At 62.2% G+C, this 26,867-nt stretch carries 27 protein-coding genes; 13 read left to right on the top strand and 14 right to left on the bottom strand.

Translation table 11 applies throughout. From position 1 onward, the window contains the following. Positions 1–87: 87 nt before the first annotated feature. Positions 88–1,383, top strand: a complete 1,296-nt coding sequence (locus QLG12_RS08075; protein WP_011336038.1) for an NCS2 family permease — start codon at positions 88–90, stop codon at positions 1,381–1,383. After that, on the top strand, positions 1,380–2,459 hold the full coding sequence (gene trmA / locus QLG12_RS08070) for a tRNA (uridine(54)-C5)-methyltransferase TrmA (RefSeq protein ID WP_197870532.1): 1,080 nt from the start codon (positions 1,380–1,382) through the stop codon (positions 2,457–2,459). The genes QLG12_RS08075 and trmA overlap by 4 nt, the downstream gene beginning before the upstream one ends. Before the next feature lie 55 nt (positions 2,460–2,514). On the opposite strand, the gene QLG12_RS08065 is transcribed toward trmA, so the two are convergent. Together QLG12_RS08065 and QLG12_RS08060 are read right to left on the bottom strand one after the other, a co-directional pair. Beyond that, positions 2,515–2,961 (bottom strand): hypothetical protein, encoded by a 447-nt coding sequence (locus QLG12_RS08065; RefSeq protein WP_282474291.1) that lies wholly within the window; start codon positions 2,959–2,961, stop codon positions 2,515–2,517. Continuing rightward, positions 2,958–3,386 carry a DUF4160 domain-containing protein gene (locus tag QLG12_RS08060; protein ID WP_282474290.1) on the bottom strand — a complete coding sequence of 143 codons (429 nt, stop codon included), beginning with the start codon at positions 3,384–3,386 and terminating at the stop codon, positions 2,958–2,960. Before QLG12_RS08060 ends, QLG12_RS08065 begins: the two co-directional genes overlap by 4 nt. Before the next feature lie 203 nt (positions 3,387–3,589). On the opposite strand from QLG12_RS08060, the gene QLG12_RS08055 reads away from it, so the two are divergent. The 3 genes from QLG12_RS08055 to QLG12_RS08045 all read left to right on the top strand — a co-directional run bounded on the left by QLG12_RS08055 (position 3,590) and on the right by QLG12_RS08045 (position 5,943). Next, positions 3,590–4,501 carry a LysR family transcriptional regulator gene (locus QLG12_RS08055; protein WP_282474289.1) on the top strand — a complete coding sequence of 304 codons (912 nt, stop codon included), beginning with the start codon at positions 3,590–3,592 and terminating at the stop codon, positions 4,499–4,501. A gap of 141 nt (positions 4,502–4,642) precedes the next feature. After that, positions 4,643–5,083 (top strand): type II 3-dehydroquinate dehydratase, encoded by a 441-nt coding sequence (gene aroQ, locus QLG12_RS08050; protein ID WP_011336043.1) that lies wholly within the window; start codon positions 4,643–4,645, stop codon positions 5,081–5,083. 5 nt (positions 5,084–5,088) lie between these two features. Then, positions 5,089–5,943, top strand: a complete 855-nt coding sequence (locus QLG12_RS08045) for a shikimate dehydrogenase (RefSeq protein WP_282474288.1) — start codon at positions 5,089–5,091, stop codon at positions 5,941–5,943. A gap of 33 nt (positions 5,944–5,976) precedes the next feature. On the opposite strand, the gene QLG12_RS08040 is transcribed toward QLG12_RS08045, so the two are convergent. Further along, the gene (locus tag QLG12_RS08040; RefSeq protein WP_197870524.1) at positions 5,977–6,654 is read right to left on the bottom strand and encodes a TetR/AcrR family transcriptional regulator; all 678 of its coding nucleotides are present in this window, start codon (positions 6,652–6,654) and stop codon (positions 5,977–5,979) included. A gap of 102 nt (positions 6,655–6,756) precedes the next feature. Continuing rightward, positions 6,757–8,658: a 3-dehydroshikimate dehydratase QuiC gene (gene quiC, locus QLG12_RS08035; RefSeq protein WP_282474287.1), complete on the bottom strand. Its 1,902-nt coding sequence runs from the start codon at positions 8,656–8,658 to the stop codon at positions 6,757–6,759. Between the two features lie 273 nt (positions 8,659–8,931). Between quiC and QLG12_RS08030 the strand changes: the two genes are divergently transcribed. Next, complete coding sequence (locus QLG12_RS08030; protein ID WP_282474286.1) at positions 8,932–10,269, top strand: MFS transporter; 1,338 nt, start codon at positions 8,932–8,934, stop codon at positions 10,267–10,269. 42 nt (positions 10,270–10,311) lie between these two features. On the opposite strand, the gene QLG12_RS08025 is transcribed toward QLG12_RS08030, so the two are convergent. From QLG12_RS08025 to QLG12_RS08015, 3 genes are all read right to left on the bottom strand, one after another. After that, positions 10,312–11,190 carry a DMT family transporter gene (locus tag QLG12_RS08025; protein ID WP_197870518.1) on the bottom strand — a complete coding sequence of 293 codons (879 nt, stop codon included), beginning with the start codon at positions 11,188–11,190 and terminating at the stop codon, positions 10,312–10,314. A gap of 58 nt (positions 11,191–11,248) precedes the next feature. Next, positions 11,249–12,064, bottom strand: a complete 816-nt coding sequence (locus QLG12_RS08020) for a sugar phosphate isomerase/epimerase (RefSeq protein WP_282474285.1) — start codon at positions 12,062–12,064, stop codon at positions 11,249–11,251. Between the two features lie 181 nt (positions 12,065–12,245). After that, positions 12,246–13,022: an IclR family transcriptional regulator gene (locus tag QLG12_RS08015; protein ID WP_064382136.1), complete on the bottom strand. Its 777-nt coding sequence runs from the start codon at positions 13,020–13,022 to the stop codon at positions 12,246–12,248. Between the two features lie 177 nt (positions 13,023–13,199). Here QLG12_RS08015 and QLG12_RS08010 point away from each other — a divergent pair, with 177 nt between their 5' ends. The 4 genes from QLG12_RS08010 to QLG12_RS07995 all read left to right on the top strand — a co-directional run bounded on the left by QLG12_RS08010 (position 13,200) and on the right by QLG12_RS07995 (position 17,785). Continuing rightward, entirely contained in the window at positions 13,200–14,936 is a 1,737-nt protein-coding gene (locus QLG12_RS08010) for an FAD-dependent oxidoreductase (protein WP_282474284.1), read from the top strand. Next, on the top strand, positions 14,920–15,753 hold the full coding sequence (locus QLG12_RS08005) for an aldo/keto reductase (protein WP_282474283.1): 834 nt from the start codon (positions 14,920–14,922) through the stop codon (positions 15,751–15,753). Before QLG12_RS08010 ends, QLG12_RS08005 begins: the two co-directional genes overlap by 17 nt. 190 nt (positions 15,754–15,943) lie before the next feature. Further along, complete coding sequence (locus tag QLG12_RS08000) at positions 15,944–16,831, top strand: neutral zinc metallopeptidase (protein ID WP_039771788.1); 888 nt, start codon at positions 15,944–15,946, stop codon at positions 16,829–16,831. Then, positions 16,832–17,785, top strand: a complete 954-nt coding sequence (locus QLG12_RS07995) for an alpha/beta hydrolase (RefSeq protein ID WP_282474282.1) — start codon at positions 16,832–16,834, stop codon at positions 17,783–17,785. It abuts the gene before it with no gap. A gap of 141 nt (positions 17,786–17,926) precedes the next feature. Here the strand turns inward: QLG12_RS07995 and QLG12_RS07990 are convergent, their stop codons facing one another. From QLG12_RS07990 to QLG12_RS07980, 3 genes are all read right to left on the bottom strand, one after another. Continuing rightward, a complete protein-coding gene (locus tag QLG12_RS07990) occupies positions 17,927–18,520 on the bottom strand; it encodes an HAD family hydrolase (protein WP_236194133.1) in 594 nt (197 codons plus the stop codon). Then, complete coding sequence (gene tesB / locus QLG12_RS07985) at positions 18,517–19,386, bottom strand: acyl-CoA thioesterase II (RefSeq protein WP_039771793.1); 870 nt, start codon at positions 19,384–19,386, stop codon at positions 18,517–18,519. Before tesB ends, QLG12_RS07990 begins: the two co-directional genes overlap by 4 nt. 106 nt (positions 19,387–19,492) lie before the next feature. After that, a complete protein-coding gene (locus tag QLG12_RS07980) occupies positions 19,493–20,062 on the bottom strand; it encodes a GNAT family N-acetyltransferase (protein WP_197870498.1) in 570 nt (189 codons plus the stop codon). Positions 20,063–20,145: 83 nt separating this feature from the next. Between QLG12_RS07980 and QLG12_RS07975 the strand changes: the two genes are divergently transcribed. Next, entirely contained in the window at positions 20,146–21,066 is a 921-nt protein-coding gene (locus QLG12_RS07975; protein ID WP_007958746.1) for a histone deacetylase, read from the top strand. 175 nt (positions 21,067–21,241) lie between these two features. Further along, the gene (locus QLG12_RS07970) at positions 21,242–22,501 is read left to right on the top strand and encodes a TIGR03862 family flavoprotein (protein WP_282474281.1); all 1,260 of its coding nucleotides are present in this window, start codon (positions 21,242–21,244) and stop codon (positions 22,499–22,501) included. 51 nt (positions 22,502–22,552) lie between these two features. Here the strand turns inward: QLG12_RS07970 and QLG12_RS07965 are convergent, their stop codons facing one another. After that, complete coding sequence (locus tag QLG12_RS07965) at positions 22,553–23,893, bottom strand: DEAD/DEAH box helicase (protein WP_197870492.1); 1,341 nt, start codon at positions 23,891–23,893, stop codon at positions 22,553–22,555. 52 nt (positions 23,894–23,945) lie between these two features. Beyond that, the gene (gene yedA / locus QLG12_RS07960) at positions 23,946–24,896 is read right to left on the bottom strand and encodes a drug/metabolite exporter YedA (RefSeq protein ID WP_282474280.1); all 951 of its coding nucleotides are present in this window, start codon (positions 24,894–24,896) and stop codon (positions 23,946–23,948) included. 163 nt (positions 24,897–25,059) lie between these two features. Between yedA and QLG12_RS07955 the strand changes: the two genes are divergently transcribed. After that, complete coding sequence (locus QLG12_RS07955; RefSeq protein ID WP_102621133.1) at positions 25,060–25,515, top strand: Lrp/AsnC family transcriptional regulator; 456 nt, start codon at positions 25,060–25,062, stop codon at positions 25,513–25,515. Between the two features lie 127 nt (positions 25,516–25,642). On the opposite strand, the gene QLG12_RS07950 is transcribed toward QLG12_RS07955, so the two are convergent. Both QLG12_RS07950 and QLG12_RS07945 read right to left on the bottom strand, forming a co-directional pair. Next, complete coding sequence (locus tag QLG12_RS07950; RefSeq protein WP_085655028.1) at positions 25,643–26,248, bottom strand: 3'-5' exonuclease; 606 nt, start codon at positions 26,246–26,248, stop codon at positions 25,643–25,645. Positions 26,249–26,265: 17 nt separating this feature from the next. Further along, entirely contained in the window at positions 26,266–26,745 is a 480-nt protein-coding gene (locus QLG12_RS07945; protein WP_003228475.1) for an NYN domain-containing protein, read from the bottom strand. Between the last annotated feature and the right edge of the window lie 122 nt (positions 26,746–26,867).

The raw sequence follows: 26,867 nt of genomic DNA, 5'->3' as shown, positions 1-26,867 counted from the left end.
CACAATTTTCCAGGCGCTTGCGACGGTCTGTGCTTTGCTGTTGAGGTCGATACATTCACGGCGCCACGCGCGCCACGGGGAGCAGACATGCTGGAAAGGCTGTTTCAACTCAAGGCACACAACACCAACGTGCGGACCGAGATTCTGGCGGGCGTCACGACCTTCCTGGCCATGGCCTACATTCTGTTCGTCAACCCGAGCATCCTCGGCGAGACCGGCATGGACAAGGGCGCGGTGTTCGTCGCCACGTGTCTGGCAGCCGCCATCGGTTCCACGGTCATGGGCCTGATCGCCAACTACCCGATCGCCCTCGCGCCGGGCATGGGTCTGAACGCCTTCTTCACCTACACCGTCGTGCTGCACATGGGCCACACCTGGCAAGTGGCGCTGGGCGCGGTGTTCATTTCGGCGGTGTGCTTCTTCCTGCTGTCGATCTTCCGCATCCGTGAATGGATCATCAACAGCATCCCGCTGCCACTGCGCTCGGCGATTGCCGCCGGTATCGGCCTGTTCCTGGCGCTGATCGCCCTGCACAACGCCGGCATCGTGGTCAGCAACCCGGCGACCATGGTCGGCCTCGGTGACCTGAAACAGCCGGCTCCGATCCTCGCCACCCTCGGTTTCGCCCTGATCGTTGCCCTTGAAGCCCTGAAAGTACGCGGCGCGGTGCTGATCGGCATTCTCGCGGTGACCATCGTCTCGATCGTGATGGGCTTCACCCCGTTCGGCGGCGTGACGTCGATGCCGCCTTCGCTGGCCCCGACCTTCCTGCAACTGGACATCAAGGGCGCACTGGACATCGGTCTGGTCAGCGTGATCTTCGCCTTCCTGTTCGTCGACCTGTTCGACAACTCCGGCACCCTGATCGGCGTCGCCAAGCGCGCCGGCCTGATGGGCAAGGACGGCCACATGCCGAAAATGGGCCGTGCGCTGATCGCCGATAGTACCGCTGCGATGGCCGGCTCGTTGCTGGGCACCTCGACCACCACCAGCTACATCGAATCCGCTGCGGGCGTGAGTGCCGGCGGCCGCACCGGCCTGACCGCCATCGTCGTCGCGATCCTGTTCCTGCTGGCGCTGTTCTTCTCGCCACTGGCTTCCAGCGTACCGGCCTTCGCCACCGCGCCGGCGCTGCTGTTCGTCGCCGTGCTGATGACTTCGGGGCTGGCGGAAATAGACTGGGAAGACATCACCGTCGCCGCGCCGGTCGTGGTCACCGCCCTGGCGATGCCTTTCACCTATTCCATCGCCAACGGCATCGCCTTCGGCTTCATCGCCTGGACTGCGATCAAACTGCTGTCCGGCCGCGCCCGTGAGCTGAACCCGGCGCTGGTGATCCTGTCGATTCTGTTCGTGATCAAGCTGGGTTGGTTCAACGCATGACTTTTGATTCCCAGGCCTACGCCGCACAACTCGAAGACAAGGTCACGCGCCTGCGTGACCTGCTGGCCCCGTTCGATGCACCGGAGCCGACGGTGTTCGACTCGCCGTTGCAGAACTTCCGCCTGCGCGCTGAATTCCGCCTGTGGCGTGAAGCCGGCGAACGGCATTACGCGATGTTTTCCCAGGACGACAAACGCACGCCGATCCTGATCGAGGAATTCCCGATCGCCAGCCTGCGCATCAACCAGTTGATGCCACAGTTGAAAGCGGCATGGCAGGCCAGCGCAGCGCTGAGCCACAAACTGTTCCAGGTGGAGTTTCTGACCACCCTGGCCGGCGATGCGATGATCACTCTGTGCTATCACCGTCCGCTGGACGAGCACTGGCACGCGGCGGCGACCAAACTGGCGGCGGATCTGGGCGTCAGCATCATCGGTCGCTCCAAGGGCAAGCGCGAAGTGCTCGGCCTCGACTACGTGGTCGAGAAACTCGACGTCGGCGGTCGCACCTTCAGCTATCGCCAACCGGAAGGCGCGTTCACCCAGCCCAACGGCACCGTCAACCAGAAGATGCTCAACTGGGCCTACGAAGCATTGGGCGATCGCAGCGACGACCTGTTGGAGCTGTATTGCGGCAACGGCAACTTCACCCTGCCGCTGGCGACTCGTGTGCGCAAAGTGCTGGCCACCGAAATCAGCAAGACTTCAGTCAACGCCGCACTGAGCAACCTGGCCGAAAACGCTGTGGATAACGTCACCCTGGTGCGCCTGTCCGCCGAAGAGCTGACTGAAGCCCTGAACGAAGTTCGCCCGTTCCGCCGCCTGCACGGCATCGACCTGAAAAGCTACGAATTCGGCAGCGTGTTCGTCGACCCGCCACGGGCCGGCATGGACCCGGACACCTGCGAACTGACCCGGCGCTTCGACAACATCCTGTACATCTCCTGCAACCCGGAAACGCTGGCGGCGAACATCGCCCAACTGCACGACACGCACCGCATCACCCGCTGCGCGCTGTTCGACCAGTTCCCGTGGACCCACCACATGGAATCCGGCGTGCTGTTGACCCGACGCTGATTGCAGGTCCCAGATACAAGAAAGCCGTCCTCATCGACGGCTTTTTTGTGCCTGTTCATGGCACGGGATCGACTTTGCGCGGACGCCCGCCCTTCCTGCCGTTGGCCCGTGCAGCTTCAGCTTTCGCGGTGCTGCTCTGGCGACCATTGCGAGAGGCGATTACCGAGGCGGCCATGGCCATCAACGGCTGACTGGCCGAGATCATGCCGGCGATGGAAACCTGCAAATCCTTGCCGTCGTGGCACAACGCGGTGCCGGCAAAACCCACATTCAGTCCGCTGAAATCTTCCGGCTCGAAATCATCGAACTCGCGGTAAAGGTTCACTGGCAAAAGCACGCCGCTGTCGTCCTCGAAGCGAATCACCAGGGACGGTTTCTCAAAGGTCACCGACACGGCTTGCAGGCTGCTGCGTCGGCGCACGCCACCACGGTCGACCGCTTCGTCCAGACGCTTTTCCGTGACGGGTCGATCCGCGTGCAGCGTGGCTTTGACTGTTTTCATAATTCTATTTCCACTCCTTCGTTGGCGCCGACCAGGGCCAACAGGGTTTTGTTGACCTCAGGCTCGTAATACGCCGATCCGATCCTGAAACTCGTGCTGGTGACCTCCCGCAGCACCGCCACCTGATTCGACTGCCCGTCCCACCACTGATTGTCGAGGCAGGCGGTGCGCAATCGAGTCCACCAGATCCAGCGCGCCCGCCGCAGATGATCGGTTTCACGCAGCGACTGGCGCAGCCCTTCAAGCAGGCTGACCGGCGGTTGATGCGACAACGGCACCACATCCCACAGTTCAACGCCGTTGTGCCAGAAACTGAATTTGAAGCGGGCGCTCCAGGCGCCTGCATCCACATGTGCGTGGGGTGGACAATGTTCGTCACGCAACATGATCACCACTGACAGTCCTTTGTAACTGCATACCTTCATGCTAACCCATCCGTTAGGTTTAAAAGTTTCAACACTTGCCATTCCCTGGCAAATCCGACCACCGGCGCCCAGGCCTGCGGGAGCCGTTACCTTTCGAGCCTAGTGCGGGAGCCGCAAAAGCCGCGCGCAAAATGGTAAGCAGTTCTTTCGCAGTGGCCGCGCATTTGCTACATACGAAGACTCATTCCCCGGTGTAATCAATCATGCAGCGACAGTTCGACGATCTTCAGCTGGGCAGCATCGAGTTGTTTTGCCTGGCCGCCGAGTGCGGCAGCTTCACCGCTGCGGCGCAGGCAGCATCGGTGACGCCGGCAGCGGTGAGCCGCTCGGTATCCCGCATGGAGGAACGCCTGGGAGTACGCCTGTTTGCACGCACCACCCGCAGTGTGAAACTGACCGACAGCGGCCGTCGCTATTACGAAGAATGCAGCCAGGCGCTGGCGCAACTGGTCGAGGCGCAACGGGAAGTCATGGGCCAGCAGCAGGAACCGTCCGGCACCCTGCGTATCAGTATTCCTACGACTTATGCCCATCATCGGATCCTGCCGCTGTTGCCGGCCTTTCGTGCGCGCTTCCCGCAGGTGAAGGTCGACATGCACATCAGCAACCGCAACATCGACTTCGTCGGCGAGGGCTACGACATGGCGATCCGCGTGCGGGCGATTCCCGATTCCGGCCTGATCGCCCGCCATCTGGAAGATGCGGCGCTGGTGATGGTCGCCAGCCCCGATTACCTGAAACGCGCCGGCACGCCGCAGACCCTTGAGGACCTCGAACAACACGAATGCATCCAGTACGAATTGCCCAGCAGCGGGCGGCGGATCACCTGGCTGTTTTACGACGATGATGCGCCACGGGAAATCCTCGCCGAGGGCAATTTCTGTTGCTCGGACGATGTGCTCGGTGGCGTGACCCTGGCCAGGCACGGTGCCGGGTTGTTCCAGACCTATCGCTTCATCGTCGAAAAAGAACTGGCCGACGGCTCGCTGATAGAAGTGCTCAAACCCTACAGCGGACGCTCGCGGCCGTTTACCTTGTTGTACCCGCAGAATCGCCACATGCCGCTGCGCGTCAGGGCTTTCATCGATTTTCTGGTGGAGCAGTTGCCGCACTGAATTGCATCAGTGTGCGATCACCGCACACAAATCAGGGCGGTCGATGCTGAGCAATTGATTAAAGTAACCATCTAGTACAATTTAACTCCACAGGTCGAAACCCTCGGCCCAAGCCAAAAACAATAAGTGGAGTTTGCCCCCATGCCCCCTATCGTTCTGGTGCTCAACGGCCCGAACCTGAACCTGCTCGGCACCCGTGAACCGGCGACCTACGGTCACGAAACCCTGGCCGATATCTCCGCCCTGTGCGGGCGTGCCGCCGAAGAATTCGGCCTGGCCGTGGAGTTTCGCCAGACCAACCACGAAGGCGAACTGCTCGACTGGATTCACGGCGCCCGCCAGCGCTGCGCCGGCATCGTGATCAACCCGGCCGCCTGGACTCACACCTCGGTCGCGATCCGCGACGCCTTGGTTGCCAGCGAATTGCCGGTGATCGAAGTGCACCTGTCCAACGTCCACGCCCGCGAGCCGTTCCGTCACCATTCGTTCGTCTCCGCCATCGCCACCGCCGTGATGTGCGGCTTCGGCAGCCACGGCTATCGCCTGGCCCTGGAACATTTCAGCCAGCGGCTGAAGGGGTGATCCGCATGAATCGCAACAACGTGATACTCGCCGGGCTGATCGGCGCCGGCATCCAGGCCTCCCGCACCCCGGCGCTGCATGAACACGAAGGTGACGAACAGGGCCTGCGTTACCTGTACCGGCTGATCGATCTCGATCAACTGCAACTGGACAGCAACGCCCTGCCCGACCTGCTGCTGGCCGCCGAACGCATGAATTACACCGGCCTGAACATCACCTTCCCGTGCAAGCAGGCAATCATCCCGCTGCTCGATGAATTGTCCCCGGAAGCCCGAGGCATCGGCGCCGTGAACACGGTGGTGCTGAAGGACGGCAAACGCGTCGGCCACAACACCGATTGCCTGGGTTTTGCCGAAGGTTTTCGTCGCGGCCTGCCAGACGTTGCCCGCGAGCGCGTAGTCCAGATGGGCGCCGGCGGTGCAGGCGCGGCCGTGGCCCACGCCCTATTGAGCGAAGGCGTACAACAACTGAGCATTTTTGATGTGGACGTGGAGCGCGCCGAAAGTCTGGCCAACAACCTCAACCAGCATTTCGGCGCTGGCCGGGCCGTTGCCGGGCATGATCTGGCGAGTGCGCTGAATCAGGCCGACGGCCTGGTAAACACCACGCCGATGGGCATGGCCAAATTACCGGGCATGCCCGTGCCGACGGCGCTGCTGCGGCCCGAGTTGTGGGTGGCGGAGATCGTCTATTTCCCGCTGGAAACCGAACTGCTGCGCAGCGCCCGCGCCCTAGGTTGCCGAACCCTGGATGGTGGCAACATGGCGGTGTTCCAGGCGGTGAAAGCGTTTGAACTGTTCAGCGGCAGGGCGCCGGATGCACAACGGATGCTCGCGCATTTTCAAAGCATGAATGGGTAAAACCGTGAGGGGGCGACGCCCCCTCGACTTCAGTCACGCTTGCAGGTAGCGCAGCACCGACTCGCAAATCATCTCGCGATGACGCTGCTTGATGCTTTCGTCCGGCAGGTCGATCTGAAAGATCTCACCGAACGTGTGGCGGTTCGACACGCGATAGAAGCAGAACGAACTGATCAACAGATGTACGTCCAGCGCGTCGAGCCCGGCGCGGAACACCCCTTCTTCAGCACCGCGACGCAGAATCTCGCCCAGGGAATCGAGGATGGTGTTGTTCATCGCCTTGATCGCGTCTGAACGCTTCACATACTCGGCGTTGTGGATGTTTTCGATGCTGACGATCCGCACGAAATCGACGTTGCGATCGTGGTGATCGAAAGTGAATTCCACCAGGCGCCGGATCGCTTCCACCGGCGGCAACTCGGCCAGGTGCAGACGGTTCTCGGTGCTGCGGATATCGCCGTAGAGCTTCTCCAGCACCTCGACGTACAACTGCTCCTTGCTGCCGAAGTAGTAATAGATCATGCGCTTGGAGGTGTGGATGCGCTCGGCGATCGCATCGACGCGGGCGCCGGACAGCCCCTGCTGGACGAACTCGACGATCGCCTCCTGCAGGATATTCTCGCGGGTCTTTTCCGGGTTGTTCTTGCGACTCTTGCGCGGCTCTACCGCGGGTAGAGCGGGAGCTGCGGGAAGTTCTGAAGTCATTGTCATTGCGGGCTCACGGCCATCACTGCACAGGCTGGCGATTATGGGCCGCGCGCCCCAGTGAAGGAAGCCGCGCGACCGGTGTTTAATCCCGCGTTTACGAATTTCCTACAACTTCGCCTGGCGAACCGCGCCACTGCGTGCTTTGGCCATCGCCGCCAGCCGCACCGCGACGTTGGCCGCGCCATAACCGGCGTAACCGTTCTTGCGCTGGATGATCTCGAAGAAGAAGCGCCCCTCGAACGGCTCGGTGTAGACGTGGAACAACTCGCCACCCTGCGCATCGCGGTCGTAGAGCACGTTGTAGTACGCCAGTTCGCTGAGGAATTCGTCATCGAAATCGAAGCGCGCCGCCAGATCGTCGTAATAGTTGAGCGGGATATCCAGCAACGGCACGCCCGCCTCTTTCGCCCGGCTGACTTCGGCAAAGATATCGTCGCAATCGAACGCGATGTGATGCACCCCGGAGCCGCGATAACTCGACAGCGCGTGTGAGATCGCGGTGTTGCGGTTCTCGGAAATGTTCAGCGGCAGACGGATCGAACTGTCGCGACTACGCAGCGCACGGCTCTTCACCAGCCCGTAAGGATCCGGCAGCACCACTTCGTCATCGGCCTCGAAATCCAGCAGGCTCTTGTAGAACAGCACCCAACTGTCGAGGCTGTCTGCCGGCAGCGCCATGGCCATGTGGTCGATGCGCTTGAGACCGCCGCGCGCCACGGCATTTGGCAGCAGATTGAAGTCAGTGCCGTAGACATCCGCCTCCTGATCCACCAGATAGATCAGGCTACCGTCCGGCGCACGCACCGCCGCCAGCTCCAGTTCGTTGGGGCCGACCAGTCCGCGATACGGCTGACCTTTATAGGCGACGGCGCGGGCCAGCGCACTGGCGCTGTCCTTGACCCGCACGGCGGTGGCGCACAGCGACGGGCCGTGGGCCTCGAAAAAGCTGTGGCCGAATGAATAAGGTTCAGAGTTGAGGATCAAGTTGATATCGCCCTGGCGCAACAGGCTGACGCTCTTGGAGCGATGCTGGCCGGCCTTGACGAAGCCCAGCCGCTCCAGCCAGTTCGACAGCTTGGCGCCAAGGCTTTCATCCACGGCGAATTCAAGAAACTCGATGCCGTTGTATTCGCTGGCCTTCGGCGTTTCGAAGAGGATGTCGCGGTTATCCACAGGACGGATTTCCTGCTCCAGACGCTGACGGGTTTTCTCCTCCAGGTACAGCAGCGAACGCAGACCGTCGGCCGCATTGGCCCGAGGCGGCGCGGCGCGGAAGCCGTCATTGAAGATTTCCAGCGACAGCGGCCCGGTGTAGCCGCTCTGAATGATCGGCGCGAGAAACCCCGGCAGATCGAATTCGCCCTGCCCCGGGAAGCAGCGGAAATGCCGGCTCCACTCAAGCACGTCCATCGCCAGGATCGGCGCGTCGGCCATCTGCACGAAGAAAATCTTGTCGCCGGGAATCTCGGCAATCGCCCGTGGATCGCCCTTCAGCGACAAGGTGTGGAAGCTGTCGAGCAACACGCCGAGGGCCGGGTGATCGGCCTGACGCACGATGTCCCAGACCTGTTGATAAGTATTGACGTGACGGCCCCAGGCCAGCGCTTCATAACCGATGCGCAAGCCGCGAGCGCCGGCGCGTTCGGCCAGCAGGCGCAGGTCGTCGATGAGGATCTGTTGCTCGCCGAGACTGTCGGGGGAGGCATTGCTGCAGACCAGTACCAGGTCGGTGCCCAGTTCCTGCATCAGGTCGAACTTGCGCTCGGCCCGCTCCAGGTTGCGCTCCAGACGATCGCGGCGGCAGCCTTCGAAATCGCGGAACGGCTGGAACAGCGTGATGGCAATCCCGAGGTCGGCGCACATCTGCCGGATTTCCCGGGGGCTGCCGTCGTAATACAGAAGATCGTTTTCGAAAATCTCCACCCCGTCGAACCCGGCGGCGGCAATGGCTTCGAGTTTTTCCGGCAGGGTTCCGCTCAAGGAGACGGTGGCAATGGATCGCTGCATGTTTCAACTCCCGGTGGAGACGTCGGCTACGGAAATTGCGCCGCTTTTATAGGGTGAGCGAATTATTGGTCCCGGTTTTTCATTGAGCAATTTAAACTGTACTACCCGGTTAGTTTTGCGTGCGATTATCGAACACAATGCCGGTTCGGCGAATTGACGATTTTTCGTCCACTGCCCAACATCCGTCTCACCTTGAGTCCGGAACTGAACCGCCGGTCGCAGCGTGCACAAAAAAAGCACACCAAATAACAAATCCAAAAACGGGTGGAACACATGATTCCTTCACAGACTTCCCGCATGGCTCCGGCCATGAGCACTGCCACGGGTGGCATCGGCGACAAGATCCGCGGCGCCATGGCCGTCGGCAAGACCCGTTGGGGCATGCTGGCGCTGGTGTTTTTCGCCACCACCCTCAATTACATCGACCGCGCCGCCCTCGGCGTCATGCAGCCGATCCTTGCCAAGGAAATGAGCTGGACGGCGATGGACTACGCCAACATCAACTTCTGGTTTCAGGTCGGCTACGCGATCGGCTTCGTGCTTCAAGGGCGGCTGATCGACCGGGTCGGCGTCAAGCGCGTGTTCTTCTGCGCGGTGCTGCTCTGGAGCCTGGCCACCGGCGCCCATGGCCTGGCGACTTCGGCGGTGGGCTTCATGGTCTGCCGGTTCATCCTCGGCCTGACTGAAGCGGCGAACTACCCGGCCTGTGTGAAGACCACACGCCTGTGGTTCCCGGCCGGCGAGCGCGCCGTCGCCACCGGCATCTTCAACGCCGGCACCAACGTCGGCGCGATGTTCACCCCAATGCTGCTGCCGCTGATCCTTCACGTGTGGGGCTGGGAGGCCGCGTTCCTGTGCATGTCGGCACTGGGCGGGATCTGGCTGCTGTTCTGGGGCCTGAAGTATTTCAACCCGGAAGATCACCCGAGCGTGAAACAGTCGGAGCTGGAATACATCCAGAAAGAAGTCGAACCGGAACAGGCCCGCGTGCCGTTCTCGAAGATCCTGCGCATGCGCGGCACCTGGGCCTTCGCCCTCGCCTACTCGCTGACCGCGCCGGTGTTCTGGTTCTACCTGTACTGGCTGCCGCCGTTTCTCAATCAGCAATACAACCTGGGCATCAACGTCACCCAGATGGGCATTCCGCTGATCATCATCTACGTCACCGCTGACTTCGGCAGCGTGGGCGGCGGGATTCTGTCTTCGTTCCTGATCGGTCGTGGCATGAACTCGATCAAGGCGCGGCTGCTGTCGATGTTCCTGTTCGCCTGCTGCATCATCGGCGTGGTCATGGCCGCCGGCTCCGCCAACCTGTGGATCGCGGTTGCCGCCATCTCCCTGGCCATCGGCGCGCACCAGGCCTGGACCGCCAACATCTGGAGCCTGGTGATGGACTACACGCCCAAGCACATGATGAGCACGGTGTTCGGTTTCGGCGGCATGTGCGCGGCGATCGGCGGGATGTTCATGACCCAGATCGTCGGCCACATCCTGACCGTCACCAACAACAACTACACCGTGCTGTTCACCCTGATCCCCGCGATGTACTTCATCGCGCTGACCTGGATGTACTTCATGGCACCGCGCAAGATTCCTACGGTTACCGAATAACCCTCCTGCACCGACCGGCCTGATTTCAGGCCGGTTTTGCTTTCAGCGCCGGCTCTGCTGCCACGCTGCCGCCAGTCCGCTGCAACAGATCACCGCGATCCCGATCACCGTCATCAGGGTTGGCGTGTGAGCAAACAGCAACCAGCCCAGCAACCCCGCGAACACGATCTGGCAATAGCCGAACGGTGCCAGCAACGCCGGTGCGGCATGGCGGAATGCCTGGGTCAGAAACAGGTGCGCGGTCATTCCGCAACTGCCCAGCGCCAGCATCAACAACGCATGCCCCACGCTCGGCACCTGCCAGAAGAACGGCACCAGCGCACTCATCACCAGCGTGTTGCACAACCCCGCGAAAAAGTTGCTGGTGGTCGGGCTGTCGACTTCCGCGAGCTTGCGGGTGAGCAACTGATAGAAGCAGAAAAACAGCGCCGAGCAGAACGGCAATAAAATCGCCGGGGTGAACAGTTCACCGCCCGGATGGACGATGATCAGCACACCGATGAATCCGCACACCACCGCGATCCACTGACCGCGCGTCACCCGTTCCTTGAGCAGCGGCACCGACAGCGCCGTCACCAGCACCGGGGCAAGAAAGTTGACCGCCGTGGCTTCGGCCAGCGGGATGTACAGCAACGCCGTGGTGAAAAAAAGACTGGTGCCCAACAGGCACAACGCCCGCGCCAACTGCCACAACGGGCGTTTGGTGCGCAGCACGCGCAGCCCGGACTGCGGCAGGAAAATCCCGGCCATCAGCAGCGTGTGCACCAGATACCGCGCCCACACCACCATCACGATCGGATAAAAACCCGAAAGGTATTTCGACAGCGCGTCGTGACTGGAGAACAGGAACGTCGCCACGACAATCAGCAAGATCCCCTTGAAGGGTTGGTTGACGCCGGAAAGCGGGGTGCTGACGGTCATGGGCTCTCTCTGAAAAAAATAAACGGTGACGAGGCGGCTCTCGCCCCTTGGAGCAGACTCAAAGCCGGGCCAACAATTCCCGTGTCCGATCGATCGCCATTTGCGCGCGTTGCAATCCGCTCACGCCCTGCTCCAGCAATTTGACCGTGGGAATTTCCAGACTCAGGGGAAGGTTAGCCGGAAGACTGTGCAACAACCCGATCAGGTCACAATCGCCCTCGCCGGGAAACCGGCGCTCATTGCGAGCCTGACGCAAGATCTCGGCCATGTCCGTTGGCCTCGGCCCGGCAACATCGCACAACTGTGCGTAGCGCAGCCGCGAGGCCGGCACACCGGTCAGATCTTTCAGCCGCGATCCGGAGCGGTCAAAGTGAAACGCATCCACCAGCACCGCACCGTTTTCGCGCCCCGCGTTGTCGACGATGCGCAACGCCTGCTTGAGATTGCGCGCATCGGTCCACGGCATGAACTCCAGATGCGGATGCAAACCGTAGGGCGCCGCCAGATCGCACAGCGCCGCGAAATGATCGGTGAGCCGCTGCTCGTCAGGATCGTTACCGGCGACCAGCAACTCGCTGGCGCCGAACTCCGCGCCGACGCTGAGCAGCTTCTCGAAATCCGCGACCACTGTCTGCGGCTTCAATCGAAGGATTTCCACGTCGAGCACGCCGATTCCGGTGTCACGCAAGCGCGCCAGTGTCTGACGCCGCAAGTCGCCATCGGCTACCAACGGGAAGTGATATTCCTCGGGCGTCGCCGGCTCCAGACGCAGGCCGACATGGCTGTAACCGGCACGGGCCGCGACCTCGACCATGTCGGGGGGCGACAATTCGAGGACGGTCAGGCTGGCCAGGGACAGAATTCGCTCGCTCATAGCCGCGCCTCGGCCAATTCCGGTGAAGTGGCGTAGCCAATGCCGATGCGAAGGGGCGGGTTCAAGGTGCGATCCTCTTGTGATTGTTGTGGGAAAACTCACTCAATCGACAATTTAGAACCCGGTTCCAGATTCTCCCACCCGCCTGACTGAAAAGTGGGCGAACAGCGCACAGCTTTGGTTAAACGAACAACTCCGAGGCCAGGCTGGCTGCCGACAATTCCTCGGTAAACGTCAGTAGCAACGGCGCCAGTTCATGCAATCGCGCCCCTGGCATCCGGGCGCTGGGGCCGGCGATGCTGAGCACGCCGATCACCCGGCCATCGGCGGGATGTTTGACCACGGCAGCAATCGCCGAAGTACCCACCGCCGAGCTTTCTTCCACACAGGCATAGCCCTGTTCCCGTGCCACGCGCAGGCGTTCGAGCAGTTCAATATTGGAGCGCGGCGCGTTGGGCCCGATATCCGCCGGCACCTCCGCGCCCTGGCGCTCGACCAGCGACAACGCCTCGGCATCGCTCATGCACGCCAGCCACGCATGGCCCGACGCGGTGTAGAACAGCGGCGCGTCGCGGCCCATGTCCGGGTCGTAACGCAGACCGATGCGCGCGCCCTGCGCCTTGGCGATCCAGGTCTGGCGCTCGCCGTCGATCACGCCCAGACGCACCAGCTCACCGGTTTCCTGGGCCAGCCGATCGAGCACCGGCTGCACGATATCGGCCCCGCTGCTCGACAGATATTGAAAGCCCATCGCAACCAGTTTGGTCGACAGGTGGTAACGCAACGTCTCCGGGTTCTGTCGCACGTAACCCAGGCGGATCAGCTCGGCGAGCAGGCGGTGCGTCGCGCTCTTCGGAATGTCCAGTTGCTCGGCCAGGGTCTGCATCGGCAGCCCGCGCGGCTCACTGGTGAGGCTTTCCAGCACGCTGAAAACCCGTTCGATTTGACTGCCGGCCATGGTGCGCTCTCGGTGAAATTTCGCCGATTCTAGAAGACATCCCGAGGAATGCGAAATCTGGAGCCTGGCGTCCGATAACCGCCCACTTTGCGCGCCAGTCGGTTGATCTGCTTCGCCCGCGCTGGTTATTTTCTGGAACATGATTCTAAAAACAATTGATTGCTGGAGCGTTTTTTGATGCCTGCCCTTCCCGATATCGACTGCGACGTTCTGGTGGTCGGCTCCGGCGCCGCCGGTTTGTCGGCCGCCGTCACCGCCGCCTGGCATGGCTTGAAAGTCATCGTGGTGGAAAAGGATCCGGTGTTCGGCGGCGCCACCGCATGGTCGGGCGGCTGGGCGTGGGTGCCGTGCAATCCGCTGGCCCGGCGCGCCGGGATCGTGGAAGACGTGGAACTGCCGCGCACCTATCTGCGCCACGAACTCGGCGAGCACTACAACCCGGCCATGATCGACGCCTTCCTTGAAGCCGGCCCGCGCATGGTGGCGTTCTTCGAACAGCACACCGCCCTGCAATTCGCGGACGGCAACGCCATCGCCGACATCCACGGCGAAACACCGGGCGCCGGCAGCGGCGGGCGCTCGGTGATTGCCGCCCCCTATGACGGGCGAAAGGTCGGGCGCCTGTTCAAGCGTCTTCGTACAACGATGCGCGAAACATCGTTCATGGGCATGCCGATCATGGCCGGTGCGGACCTGTCGGCGTTTCTCAATCTGACTCGCTCGTTGTCGGCAGCCTGGCACGTGACCCGGCGTTTCACTCGCCACCTGCTGGATCTGGCGCTGCATGGCCGGGCGATGCAACTGGTCAACGGCGTGGCGCTGGTGGCGCGGCTGGCGAAATCCGCCGAAGACCTCGGCGTACTGCTGTGGGAATCGGCGCCAGTGACGGAACTGCTGCGCGACGAATCACGCATCACCGGCGCTCGCTTGAACACCACAAAAGGCCCGCTCAATGTCCATGCCCGCAAAGCCGTGGTGCTCGCTGCTGGCGGATTTGCCAACGACATCGAGCGGCGCAAGGCCTTGTTTCCCCGTACGCCCACCGGTCATGAGCATTGGGCGCTGCCACCTTTGGGAGTGAATGGCGACGGCCTGCGACTGGGAGAAACCGTCGGAGCCCGGGTCAACACCGATGTGGCCTCGCCCGTGGCGTGGGCGCCGGTCTCGCAGGTGCCACATTCCGACGGCAGCATCGGCCATTTCCCACACATCATCGAGCGCGGCAAACCCGGCGTCATCGGCGTGCTGCGCAACGGCCAGCGCTTCGTCAACGAAGCCAACGGCTATTACGACTATGTCAGCGCCATGGTCGCCGCCGCCCCCGAGGGCGAAGAGGTCGCGTCCTGGCTGATCTGCACCCGCGCGTTCCAGCGGCGTTACGGGCTCGGCATGTCTCGTCCGTTTCCGGTTCCGGTGTCAGGTTTTATCCGCAGCGGCTATATGAAAACCGGTAATACCCTTGAGGAATTGGCTGGTGCATGCGGCATCGATCCGATCGGTTTACGCGCCACCCTGCATGACTACAACCACCATGCCCGGGACGGCGAAGACCCGCTGTTCGGTCGCGGTTCGACCCCTTACAACCGCAAACAGGGCGATCCCGCGCAACAGCCCAATCCGTGCGTGGCCCCTATCGAACAAGGCCCGTTCTACGCGGTGAAGGTGCAGCCGGGCTGTTTCGGCACCTTCGCCGGGCTCAAGGTCAACCCGCATGCACAAGTGCTCGACGCCGAAGACCGGCCTATCCCCGGGCTGTACGCCGCCGGTGGCGACATGGCCAGCATCATGGGCGGGCATTATCCGGCGGGCGGGATCAACCTCGGCCCGGCGCTGACTTTCGGTTACATCGCAGCTCGGCACATGACGGGCGTCACGGCTTTCGAACAGGAGATCGACCATGCAGCACATCGTTAATCGACAAGGACTGAACCTGCCCAAACTCGGCCTCGGCACCTGGCCGATGCTCGGCGACGAATGCACCCGCGCCGTGGAGCAAGCGCTGGAACTCGGTTACCGACACATCGACACGGCAGCCGCCTACAACAACGAAGACGCCGTCGGACAAGCCTTGGCGAATACGCCGACACCCCGCGAGCAGATCCACGTCACCACCAAGGTCTGGTGGGACCAGCTGCAACCGGACGCCATGCGTCACTCGCTGGATCGCAGCCTCAAGGCGTTGCGCAGCGAGTACGTCGACCTGTTCATGATCCATTGGCCAACCACTGACTGGGACCTGCCGCGCACCCTTGAAACCCTCGCGTTGTTCAAGGAGCAAGGTCTGGCTCGCAACATCGGTGTGGCGAATTTTCCGCTGCCGCTGCTGCGCAAAGTCGTCGAGGAATACGGCATGCCTCTGTCAGCCATTCAGGTCGAGTACCACGTCCTGCTCGGACAAAACGCCCTGCTCGACTACGCCCGTCAACACGATCTGGCGCTGACGGCCTACACGCCACTGGCACGCAACAAGGTCTCGGAGATTCCGCAGATTCAGCAGATCGCCGAAAAACACGGTGTGCTGCCGACTCAAGTGGCGCTGAAGTGGCTGCTGGATCAGGACAATGTCGCGGCGATTCCCAAGGCCAGCAGCAAAACCAATCAACTGGCCAACCTGGCCTCGTTGAAGGTCGAACTGGATAACGACGACCGAGCGTTGATCGCCGGGTTGTCCAAGCGCGAACGTCAGGTCAGCCCGGACTTCGCGCCGGTGTGGGATGCCTTCGACCGCTGACACCCGACCCGGCGAAAGAAAACCGCCGGCGAATTGAATTCCCGGCGCTCGTGCTCGTCAATAACAGGCCCGACCTCGTCACCCCGAGGCCGGGCCTTTGTGCGTGTGGACGAATAGACGGACGACCGGACTGGCGCCACACTCACACACCAGCAACACTCATCACCACGATCAGACAGAGGATTCCCACATGCTATGGAAAAAAGGCCGACGCAGTGACAACGTCGTCGATGCCCGTGGCGATGACATGGGCGGTGGTGGCGGCATGCGCTTCGGCGGTGGCAAGGGCCTGAGTCTCGGGGCGATCCTGCTGATCGTCGGCATCGGCTGGATCACCGGCCAGGACCCGCTGCAGATCCTCGGCCAGCTCACCGGGCAGATGACCGAACAATCGGCACCCACTTCGCAAACCCGTCAGGCACCGCCGGCCAACGATGAACAGGCCGAATTCGTGCGCTCGATCCTCGGCGACACCGAAGACACCTGGGGCGCGATCTTCCAGCAGGCCGGCCGGCAATATAAGGATCCGACCCTGGTGCTGTTCAGCAACCGGGTCAATTCCGCCTGCGGTCTGGCGACCTCGGCCACCGGCCCGTTCTATTGCCCGGCGGACCAGAAAGTCTATCTCGACATGGCGTTCTTCCAGGAAATGGCCCAACGCTTCAAGGCCGCCGGCGACTTCGCTCAGGCCTACGTGATCGCTCACGAAGTCGGACACCATGTGCAGACGCTTCTCGGCGTCTCGGCGAAAATTCAGACAGCCCGCCAGCAAGGCCGGCAGATGGAAGGTGACGGCGGACTGCTGGTGCGTCAGGAACTGCAAGCCGATTGTCTGGCCGGGGTCTGGGCCTACAACGCGCAGAAGCGTCTGAACTGGCTGGAACCCGGCGATATCGAAGAAGCCTTGAACGCGGCGAACGCCATCGGTGATGATCGCCTGCAACAACAGGGTCAGGGCCGTGTGGTGCCGGACTCGTTTACCCACGGTACGTCGGCGCAAAGGGTGCGCTGGTTCAAAACCGGATTCGCCCAGGGCCAGGTCGGCCAGTGCGATACCTTTGCGGCGAAAAACCTGTAAATGCATAAATGGCTGTTGGCTTTACTGTTCATCGGCGGCACCGCCCAAGCGGCCGGCGTCGACGCAATCAGTCCCGGGCGCCTGCAATTGCAGGCCGGCGAAATGGCAGTGGGCATCGGCCCGGCGCCGGCGAAAATCGAGCGCGTGCTGATCGTCATTCATGGCCGCCTGCGCAACGCCGAGACCTATCGCAAAAGCGGCGAAGCCGCGGCGGAACTGGCCGGGCAAACCGCCAACACCCTGGTGATCGCCCCGCAGTTTCTCAACGAAAGCGATGTGGCGCTCTACTCGTTACCCGCCAGCGTACTGCGCTGGCAAGGCAACGACTGGATGGGCGGCGGGTTATCCACAGGGTCGAACCCGCTGAGTTCCTACGCCGCACTGGACGAAATCGTCGGGCGGCTGAGCGATCGCAAGCAGTTTCCGGACGTGAAGCAGATCGTGATCTTCGGTCACTCCGGCGGCGCGCAGGTGGTGCAGCGTTATGCGCTGCTGGCCCAGGAACAACCGGCGCTCAAGACCGAAGGCATTCGCTTGCGTTATGTGGTGGCCAACCCGTCGTCGTACGCCTATTTCAATGAGCAACGGCCGGTGGCCTTCGATCATGCCAAGTGTCCGGGATTCAACCGCTGGAAGTACGGTCTGGTGGACCCGCCGATCTACGCGGGTGGGCAAACGCCTGCGCAGCTTGAAGCCCGTTACGTCAAACGCGAGGTAATTTATCTGCTGGGCCAGCAGGACACCGACCCGCAACATCCGGCGCTGGACAAGAGCTGCGCTGCCAAAGCCCAGGGGGCTTATCGACTGGAACGCGGCAAGCTGTTTTTCGGTTACTTGCTGCGTCGTCACCCTGAAGGGGTGAATCAGCGCCTGATCGAAGTGCCCGGCGTCGGGCATAACGGCGACGGCATGCTGACCTCGCCGGAAGGCCAGAAAGCAATATTCGACCAATAAATTCAGTGGTGATTACTCTGGCCCCATCGCTGGCAAGCCAGCTCCCACAGGGGATTTGTAGCGGATACAAAATTTGCATTCACGCAAATCATTGTGGGAGCTGGCTTGCCAGCGATGGGGCCCGCTCCGACAACCGATGAATCAGGCGAACAGCATTCGCCGCAACTCCACACAATCCTTCGCATGCCAGTCGGTCAACTCCGGCCACGGATTATCCGGCAGATTCACCAGCACCGTGCGTGCGCCCGCCGCCCGGCCGCAATCAAGATCAAACCGGTAATCACCGACCATCACCATCTCGCTCGCCGGCACTTGCCAGGCCTCGGCCAGTTTCAGCAGACCACCCGGATGCGGTTTTGGCTGTGCTTCATCGCGGCCCAGCACATCCTCCACCGCAAAGCAGTCGGCCAGGCCGATCGCCTCCAGCGTCACATGGGCCAGTTCCCGCGCATTGCGGGTCAGGATGCCGAGGCGATAGCCCCGGGCGTGCAGGTCGCGCACCAGCTGCACCGCGCCGACCGCCGGGGTCGAGCCGAGCGCCAGATCCCGCTCATGTTCCAGCAGCCATGCATGTTTCGCCGCCGCTTCCTCGGCGGGTAACGCCGCGAGATGGGTGAGGATGTCGTCCTCCGGCGGGATCGACAGCGCCACGCGAATCGCCGCGAAGTCGTGCACGGCGACGGTCAGGGTGCCGTCCATGTCGAACACCCAGTGCCGCACTTCCGCCAGACTCATGCCCAGTCCTTGCGATGACGGATCAGGCCTTCCTGAGTCACCGACGCCACCAGTTGCCCGGCGCGGTTGAACACGCTGCCACGGGAAAAGCCACGGGAATTGCCGGCCCATGGGCTGTCCATGGCGTAGAGCAACCAGTCATCGGCGCGCAGGTCGTTGTGGAACCACAAGGCGTGGTCGAGGCTGGCGACCTGCATGTCTTTCTGCCAGACCGATTTGCCGTGGGGCAGCATCGAGGTGGTCAGCAGACCGAAGTCCGAAGCGTACGCCAGCAGGTATTTGTGCAGCGCCGGGATGTCGGCCAAGGCACCGTCGGCACGGAACCACACGTACTTGATCGGGTCCGCCGGTTGCGGGTTGTACGGGTCTTTTTCGGTGACCGGGCGCACTTCGATCGGTTTGGGGCACAGCAGCTTTTCGCGCATGTGTTCCGGGATCAGGTGCGCGCGTTGCTGGGTCAGTTCCAGCTCAGACGGCAGGTTTTCCGGGCCGACCACTTGCGGCATCTGGCTCTGGTGTTCGAAGCCTTCCTCGTCGTACTGAAACGACGCGCTGCAAGTGAAAATCGGGTGGCCCTTCTGGATCGCGGTCACGCGGCGGGTGCTGAAACTGCCGCCATCACGCACGCGGTCCACCGAGTAGACCACCGGCAACTTGGCATCGCCCGGACGCAGAAAATAACCGTGCATCGAATGCACATGACGCGCTTCTTCAACGGTCTGACTGGCCGCCGACAGCGACTGGCCGAGCACCTGGCCGCCGAACAACTGGCGAAAGCCCAGATCCTGACTGCGACCACGGAACAGGTTTTCCTCGATCGGTTCGAGGGTCAGCAGATCCACCAGATCTTCCAACACTTGGCTCATTCAGACTCTCCTCACACAACGCTATGCCGCGCAGTCTCGGCTGCGGCGGCCAATTCAGATTCTGGCGCGAGCCACTGATCGCGCCATTGTAAACGTCCGTGTCGGCTTAGCCATGCAAGGTCTGCAGCCATTGCTCCCGGGTGATGCGGTACAACACATGTCGACGCAACGGATGGTCGACCGCCAGTTTCGGGTGATCAAAATCGTCGGCTGGATCGTGATGCATGCCGATCGCCTGCATGACTTTTTCCGACGGCAGATTGCTCTGCGCGGTGAAGGACACGATCTCCTTCAGGGCCAACCGGTCAAAACCGCAGCGCAGCGCGGTCCACGCCGCCTCGCTGGCATATCCGAGGCCCCAGTGTTCCTTGGCCAGCCGCCAGCCGATTTCCACCGCCGGGGTGAACGGCGCATCGAAGCCGACCACGCCGAGCCCGGTAAAACCGATGAACTCGCCACTGTCCTTGCGCTCCAGCGCCCACAGGCCGTAACCGTGCTCGGCAAAATGCCCGCGTACCCGGCCGATCAGCGCGGCGCTTTCCAGCCGGCTCAAGGGCGCGGGAAAGTAGCGCATCACCTGCGGATCGGCGCACATCGCCGCAAATGCCGGCAAATCTGCGTCCTGCCACTGGCGCATCAGCAGTCTCGCGCTTTCCAGCTCAAGTATCGGCTCCATCGTGCCCCTCCGTTTCCATGCCGCAAGTCTACATCGCTGGTAGGCTTTGCACTCTTTCCTACAGCCTTTATGAATAGTCCGCCATGCCATTGCCGTTGATCTACCACGAAGACTACAGCCCCGAGTTTCCGGCGGATCACCGCTTTCCCATGGACAAGTTCCGCCTGCTGCGCGATCACCTGGTGGACAGCGGGCTGACCCGCGATGAAGACCTGCTGCGTCCTGAACTGTGCCCTGCCGACATTCTCGCCCTGGCCCATGACCGCGGTTATATCGAACGCTACATGAGTGGCGAGTTGTCCCGCGAAGACCAGCGGCGCCTCGGTCTACCGTGGAACGAAGCCTTGGCGCGACGCACGGTGCGGGCGGTCGGCGGTTCAATTCTGGCAGCGGAAAAAGCCCTGGAACATGGCTTGGCCTGTCACCTCGCCGGCGGCACCCATCACGCCCATTACGACTACCCCGCCGGCTTCTGCATCTTCAATGACCTGGCGATCATCAGCCACTACCTGCTGCAAAGCGGCCGGGTGAACCGGGTGCTGATCTTCGACTGCGACGTGCATCAGGGCGACGGCACTGCACGAATTCTGCACAACACCCCGGAAGCGATCACCGTTTCCCTGCACTGTGAAAAGAACTTTCCTGCACGCAAGGCCGAAAGCGACTGGGACATTCCGCTGCCCAACGGCATGGGCGACGCCGATTACCTGAAAGTCGTCGACGACGCGCTCAACTATCTGCTGCCGCTGTATCAGCCGGACCTGGTGCTGTACGACGCCGGCGTCGACGTGCACAAGGACGACGCCCTCGGTTATCTGCAACTGACCGACGAAGGCGTTGCTGCCCGCGACGAAAGCGTGATGCGCCACTGCCTGGGCCGCGATATTCCGGTGGTTGGGGTGATCGGCGGCGGTTACAGCAAGGATCGCCACGCCCTCGCCCGCCGCCACGGCATCCTGCATCACAGTGCGCAGCGCGTCTGGCAGTCATCGGGTTGTCATTGAGTTGTGCTGCGTTACCCACAATGGCTGTGGAACGGCCTGTGGATAACCTGAGCGAAAGGGACTACAGGCCTCGCTGAACATGGCCTGCAACTCGCTGGTTGTTTTTTGATCAGGCCTGACGATGGTCGCTGCTGCTAGAATGCGCGGCTTATTCCGCCACGCTATTGCCGCTGCCATGACCCAGACTCCCGCCGCCCTTCCCGCTCACGTCGCCATCATCGGCGGTGGCCCCGCCGGCCTGATGGCCGCTGAAGTGCTGAGCCAGGCCGGAGTCCGCGTCGATCTGTACGACGGCATGCCCTCGGTGGGCCGCAAGTTCCTGCTGGCCGGGGTCGGCGGCATGAACATCACCCATTCCGAAGCCTGGCCGGCCTTCCTTTCGCGCTACGCCGAACGCGCCCCGAACATCGCCCCGCTGCTACGCGTGTTCGACGCCGACGCACTGTGCCGCTGGATTCACGAGTTGGGCATCGAAACCTTCATCGGCAGCTCCGGCCGGGTGTTCCCCACCGACATGAAAGCCGCGCCGCTGCTGCGCGCATGGCTCAAGCGCCTGCGCGAAAGCGGCGTGGTTATCCACACCCGCCACCGCTGGCTCGGCTGGGATGACAACGGCGCGCTGCGCATCGACAGCCCGGAAGGCGAGAAAACCCTCAACCCCGATGCCACCCTGCTCGCCCTCGGCGGCGGCAGTTGGTCGCGACTGGGTTCCGACGGCGCGTGGATGCTGCCGCTGGAGCAACGCGGCGTAGGACTGGCGCCGTTGCAGCCGAGCAATTGCGGCTTCGAGGTGCCGGCCTGGAGCGAAGTGATGGTCAGCAAATTCGCCGGTGCGCCGTTGAAAAATATCGCCATTGGTTTGAATGATGATGTTCCGCGTCTGGGTGAATGCGTGATCACTGCGACCGGCATCGAGGGCAGCCTGATCTACGCGCTGTCCGCGCCGATTCGTGAGGCGATCAATGTGCACGGTGCCGCGACCATTCACATCGACCTGCTGCCCGGCCGACCTGTGGATAAATTGCAGGCGGCATTGAGCAAACCTCGGGGTTCACGCTCGATGGCCAAGCATCTGCACAGTCAGGTGGGGATTGATGGGGTGAAAGCGGCGTTGCTGCGAGAACTCACTGACGCTGCAACGTTTGCCGATCCGGCGTTGTTGGCCCGGGCGATCAAAGCCTTGCCGCTGACGCTGGTGAAAACCCGGCCGCTGGATGAGGCGATCAGCAGTGCCGGCGGGGTGACGTTCGAGGCGATGGATGAGCGATTGATGCTCAAAGCGTTGCCGGGGGTGTTTTGTGCGGGGGAAATGCTGGATTGGGAAGCGCCGACGGGTGGGTATCTGCTGACGGCGTGTTTTGCCAGTGGCCGGGCGGCCGGAGCTGGAATGCTCAAGTGGCTCAACAACAGCGGCAAGCTACAAGCCAAAAGCTAACGACAAACCGCCCTTAACTCGTAGCTTGCAGCTTGAAACTCGCCGCTGCCCTTATGGCTTACGCTTGCGCGGCCCGGTATTGAACACCGGCACCTTGCGCACAGGCTTGATCGAAGGCTCCGGCGCCTGGGTGTCGCCGCTGTCCACCCACTTGCCCAGATTGCGCTTGCCACCACCGCCACCGGAAGCTTTCGGCTTCTTCGGTTTCTTCGGCTTCTTGATCACCTGACCACTGGCATCGGTGTCCGGCACGCGGTGCTCCGGCACGAAGTCCGGCTCAACCTCACGCTTCAATGTGCTGCGGGTCAGCATTTCAATCGCCGACAACATGTTCACTTCATCAGCGCACACCAGCGAGATCGCCTCACCGGTGGAACCCGCACGACCGGTACGGCCGATACGGTGAATGTAATCCTCAGCGACGATCGGCAAATCGAAGTTGACCACCAATGGCAAATCTTCGATATCCAGACCACGGGCCGCCACGTCGGTGGCCACCAGAATCTGCACTTCGCTCAGCTTGAATCGGTCCAGCGCCCGCTGCCGGGTCGCTTGCGGCTTGTCGCCGTGGATGCCGTCGGCATTCACGCCCAGGCCCTGAAGTTTCTCGACCAGCGCGTCCACACCATTACGGGTCTTGGCGAACACCAGCACCTGCTTCCACTTGTTCTTGCGCATCAGGTGCACGAACAGTTCCGGCTTGCGCTTCTTGTCCACCGTCACCACCCACTGCTTGACGGTGTTGGCCGCAACGTTGCGCGGGCTGACTTCGATGCTCTGCGGATCGTTGAGCATCTGCCCGGCCAGCAGGCGGATATCATCGGAGAAGGTCGCGGAGAACAGCAGCGTCTGACGTCTCGAAGGTAGCGCGCGGTAAATGTTCGCCAGTTCTTCGGAAAAGCCCAGGTCGAGCATGCGGTCGGCTTCGTCCAGCACCAGGGTTTGCAGCTGGTTGAACTTCAGCGCGTTCTGGCGGAACAGGTCGAGCAGACGGCCCGGCGTCGCGACCAGCAGATCGACACCGCCGCGCAGCTTCATCATCTGCGGGTTGATACTGACGCCGCCGTACACCGCATAAGTGCGCAATGGCAGGTTTTCGGCGTACTGGCGCACGGCTTCGTGGACTTGCTCGGCCAGCTCGCGGGTCGGCACCAGAATCAGCGCGCGCACCGAGTTGGCGGTGACTTTCGGCCCTTCCATCGCCAGCAGTTGCAACAGCGGCAAGGCAAAACCGGCGGTCTTGCCGGTGCCGGTCTGGGCCGCGGCCATCAGGTCACGACCGGCCAGCACGGCCGGAATGGCTTGGGCCTGCACCGGCGTCGGGGTCTGGTAGCCGAGCTTCTCGAGGGAGCGCAGCAAAGGTTCGATCAGGCCAAGGGTGGCGAAAGTCATGGGAGTACCGTAGGAAAAATCAGAGCATGTGTGCGATGGCGCGCAGTTTACCCTAATTCGCACGCTGCTCCGTCGCTATGACCTTCGCTGCGGCAGTCGGCTCGCTGACCACTGGTGGCCGCGCCGGACGCCGCCACTGTGGGAGACTGATCAGCACCACCGCGCCGATGATCACCAGCATCGCCAGCGCCTCTTCGATGCCGATGGTCTCGCCGACAAACACGATCCCCAGCAACACCGCCACCGCCGGGTTCACATAGGCATAACTGGTGGCCGCCGCCGGACGAACGTTTTTCAACAGGTACATGTAGGCGTTGAAGGCGATGATCGAGCCGAAGAAGATCAGGTACGCCAGCGCCAGCCAGCCTTCCAGCGGCGGCATGGCCTGCAGGTGTTCACCGCTGGCCGCGCTGCCGATCAACAGCACCACGCCGCCGACCAGCATTTCCACGGCACTGGCCATTGCGCCTTGAGGCAGCGGCAGGTGTTTGCTCCACACCGAACCGAACGCCCAGCTCGCCGCGGCGAAGATCAGCAACGCAGCGCCCAGCGGACTCGATTGCAGGTTGGAGCCCATGTTGAGCATCGCGATACCGATAATCCCCATCACCACCCCGGCCCACTCCAGGCGGGTGTTGCGTGCCCCCCAGAGATAACCGCAGAGCAAAGTGAACAGCGGCACCGTCGCCACCGCCAGCGCAGCAACACCCGACGCCACGCCGCTGTGCTCGGCCAGGGTCACCGCGCCGTTGCCGAAGCTCAGCAACAAAATCCCGATGATCCCCGCCGCTTTCCACTGCACCCAGGTCGGCGCCGGTACCCCGCGCCAGCGCAGGAACGCGTACATCAGAGTGCCGGCAATCACGAAGCGCACACCGCCGAGCATCAGCGGCGGCCAGTATTCGACGCCGATGCGGATCACCAGATAGGTCGATCCCCAAATCACGTACAACGCAAAAAACGCAGCGATCAGCGGCAAGGAAAAACGGCGCACGGCAGACATGAGACGACTCGACATCAAGGCAGGGAGACTGGTTATTCTAGAAAGGCCAACCGCTAAAAATAAGTTACAAAACCTGTTTATAGCGCCGGTACACTTTTGAAAAAACGGAGATCGACGGCTTAAACCGCGATTTCGAAAGTCTGGCATTTTCAGGAGTCCGACCTTGGACAAATACGACCGCATGCTGCTCAGCGCCCTGCTCGAAAACGGTCGCGCGTCCTACGCCGACCTCGCCCGCAAAGTGAACCTCTCCGCCCCCGCCGTCGCCGAACGCGTGGCCAAACTCGAGGCCAGCGGCGTCATCACCGGCTACTCGGCCAAGGTCGACATGGCCAAACTCGGCCTGCCGATCCAATGCGTCATCGAACTGCGCCTGAACCAGCACGGCAACCCGAAGGTGTACGACGAACTGATCAGAATTCCGCAACTCACCGAATGCCACCGCGTCACCGGCGACCCGTGCGTGATCATGCAGGCGGCTGTGGGCTCGATGACCGAGCTGGAAGAGCTGATCAACCGGGTGGCGAAATTCGGCTTCAGCAAGACGTCGATCGTGTTGTCGAGTGCGATAGAGAAGCGGGTGCCACTCGGCCACATCGAAGGCAACGGCAAACCCTGAGGCAATGGTGTTCCCTGTGGGAGCGGGCTTGCCCGCGATGAGGCCATCACCTCCGACAATTTGGCTGACAGACAATACGCCATCGCGGGCAAGCCCGCTCCCACAGGGAAATGTGTTTGCCTGAAAATCAGCGATAGCGCTGCAGGTGTTCGCCGACTTTAGCGGCCGGGACTTTCTGCAATTTGCACAGCAAGTCGTGCGACAGCTCGCGCACGCCGTGCTTGTGCCGCAACTCATCCGCCAAATGCGCCATCAGGTTCGCCGCCATCTCCGCATCCGCCATCGCCCGGTGCGCCTGGCCGGTATGCGGCAATTGAGCGAAGGTGGTGAGCGTGCCGAGCTTGTGATTCGGCGCAGCAGGCATCAAACGGCGGGCCAGCAGCAGTGAGCAGGCAAAATTCTGCAAACGAGTGCGTTTGATCCGGCCCAGTTCGAAGTCCCAGAACTTCTGGTCGAAGGCGGCGTTGTGCGCCAGCAGCGGTGTACAGCCGACGAATTCGTTGACTTCGTTCATCACCTGTTCGGCCGATGGCGCGGTGCGCAGCATGGCGTTGCTGATGCCGGTCAGTTGTTCGATGAAGGCCGGGACGCGGACGCCGGCGTTCATCAGGCTCTGGTAACGCTCGACGATGCGGCCGTTTTCCAGCATGACCACGGCGATTTCCGTGGCCCGACAACTGCTGCTCGGCGAGATGCCGGTGGTTTCAAAGTCGATGACTGCAATGCGTTCCAAACCGGGTTCAACTCCGTTCAATTCTTGAGCAACAGCGCGCCTTCGATCGGCACATAACGGCTGGCGGCGCGGATCAGCGAGTTGGCGGTCAGGCCGGGCACGCCGTAGGCCACCGCTTGCACGCCGTGTTTGTTGATGATGCGTTCGAGCAGCATGTCGAAATCGCCATCACCGGAGGCCAGGACGATTTCGTCGACGTGGTCGGCGGCGTCCATGATGTCGAGGGTGATGCCCACGTCCCAGTCGCCCTTGGCCGAGCCGTCACTGCGCTGGATGTAGGGTTTGAGTTTTACGGTGAAACCGAGGTTGCGCAGGATCTGCTGGAACTGCTGCTGTTTGCTGTCGCCCCGGTCGATCGCGTAGGCGTAGGCCTCGACGATCTGCCCGTCCTTGCTGATGTCCGCCCACAGCGCCGCGTAGTTGAAGTGGCAACCATAGGCCTGACGCACGGTGTAGTAGAGGTTCTGCACATCGGCGAACACTGCGATTTTTTTCACCGGAGTTCCTGTGAGCGCTGACGCGCATGAGCCGGATCAGGCACCAGGCCCGAAAAAGGCGCTCAGTATGCCAGCCCGAAGGAAGGTTCCGCGAATAATCGGCCCGGGGGGGGGGGGGGGGG

The organism is Pseudomonas sp. V88_4 (genome assembly GCF_029967985.1).
GTDB lineage: Bacteria > Pseudomonadota > Gammaproteobacteria > Pseudomonadales > Pseudomonadaceae > Aquipseudomonas > Aquipseudomonas glycinae.
This window is presented reverse-complemented; position numbering and strand designations above follow the sequence as displayed.

Excerpts from the sequence above, each read along its gene's own strand:
- quiC (WP_282474287.1), bottom strand. The coding sequence starts at position 8,658 with ATGCAGCGATCCATTGCCACCGTCTCCTTGAGCGGAACCCTGCCGGAA.
- QLG12_RS07995 (WP_282474282.1), top strand. The coding sequence starts at position 16,832 with ATGCATAAATGGCTGTTGGCTTTACTGTTCATCGGCGGCACCGCCCAA.
- QLG12_RS08045 (WP_282474288.1), top strand. The coding sequence starts at position 5,089 with ATGAATCGCAACAACGTGATACTCGCCGGGCTGATCGGCGCCGGCATC.
- QLG12_RS08005 (WP_282474283.1), top strand. The coding sequence starts at position 14,920 with ATGCAGCACATCGTTAATCGACAAGGACTGAACCTGCCCAAACTCGGC.
- QLG12_RS08055 (WP_282474289.1), top strand. The coding sequence starts at position 3,590 with ATGCAGCGACAGTTCGACGATCTTCAGCTGGGCAGCATCGAGTTGTTT.
- QLG12_RS08065 (WP_282474291.1), bottom strand. The coding sequence starts at position 2,961 with ATGAAAACAGTCAAAGCCACGCTGCACGCGGATCGACCCGTCACGGAA.
- QLG12_RS07975 (WP_007958746.1), top strand. The coding sequence starts at position 20,146 with ATGCCATTGCCGTTGATCTACCACGAAGACTACAGCCCCGAGTTTCCG.
- aroQ (WP_011336043.1), top strand. The coding sequence starts at position 4,643 with ATGCCCCCTATCGTTCTGGTGCTCAACGGCCCGAACCTGAACCTGCTC.
- QLG12_RS07980 (WP_197870498.1), bottom strand. The coding sequence starts at position 20,062 with ATGGAGCCGATACTTGAGCTGGAAAGCGCGAGACTGCTGATGCGCCAG.
- QLG12_RS07965 (WP_197870492.1), bottom strand. The coding sequence starts at position 23,893 with ATGACTTTCGCCACCCTTGGCCTGATCGAACCTTTGCTGCGCTCCCTC.
- yedA (WP_282474280.1), bottom strand. The coding sequence starts at position 24,896 with ATGTCTGCCGTGCGCCGTTTTTCCTTGCCGCTGATCGCTGCGTTTTTT.
- QLG12_RS08075 (WP_011336038.1), top strand. The coding sequence starts at position 88 with ATGCTGGAAAGGCTGTTTCAACTCAAGGCACACAACACCAACGTGCGG.
- trmA (WP_197870532.1), top strand. The coding sequence starts at position 1,380 with ATGACTTTTGATTCCCAGGCCTACGCCGCACAACTCGAAGACAAGGTC.
- QLG12_RS08015 (WP_064382136.1), bottom strand. The coding sequence starts at position 13,022 with ATGGCCGGCAGTCAAATCGAACGGGTTTTCAGCGTGCTGGAAAGCCTC.
- QLG12_RS07990 (WP_236194133.1), bottom strand. The coding sequence starts at position 18,520 with ATGAGTCTGGCGGAAGTGCGGCACTGGGTGTTCGACATGGACGGCACC.
- QLG12_RS08020 (WP_282474285.1), bottom strand. The coding sequence starts at position 12,064 with ATGAGCGAGCGAATTCTGTCCCTGGCCAGCCTGACCGTCCTCGAATTG.
- QLG12_RS08000 (WP_039771788.1), top strand. The coding sequence starts at position 15,944 with ATGCTATGGAAAAAAGGCCGACGCAGTGACAACGTCGTCGATGCCCGT.
- QLG12_RS08060 (WP_282474290.1), bottom strand. The coding sequence starts at position 3,386 with ATGAAGGTATGCAGTTACAAAGGACTGTCAGTGGTGATCATGTTGCGT.
- tesB (WP_039771793.1), bottom strand. The coding sequence starts at position 19,386 with ATGAGCCAAGTGTTGGAAGATCTGGTGGATCTGCTGACCCTCGAACCG.
- QLG12_RS08030 (WP_282474286.1), top strand. The coding sequence starts at position 8,932 with ATGATTCCTTCACAGACTTCCCGCATGGCTCCGGCCATGAGCACTGCC.
- QLG12_RS08010 (WP_282474284.1), top strand. The coding sequence starts at position 13,200 with ATGCCTGCCCTTCCCGATATCGACTGCGACGTTCTGGTGGTCGGCTCC.
- QLG12_RS08040 (WP_197870524.1), bottom strand. The coding sequence starts at position 6,654 with ATGACAATGACTTCAGAACTTCCCGCAGCTCCCGCTCTACCCGCGGTA.
- QLG12_RS08025 (WP_197870518.1), bottom strand. The coding sequence starts at position 11,190 with ATGACCGTCAGCACCCCGCTTTCCGGCGTCAACCAACCCTTCAAGGGG.
- QLG12_RS07970 (WP_282474281.1), top strand. The coding sequence starts at position 21,242 with ATGACCCAGACTCCCGCCGCCCTTCCCGCTCACGTCGCCATCATCGGC.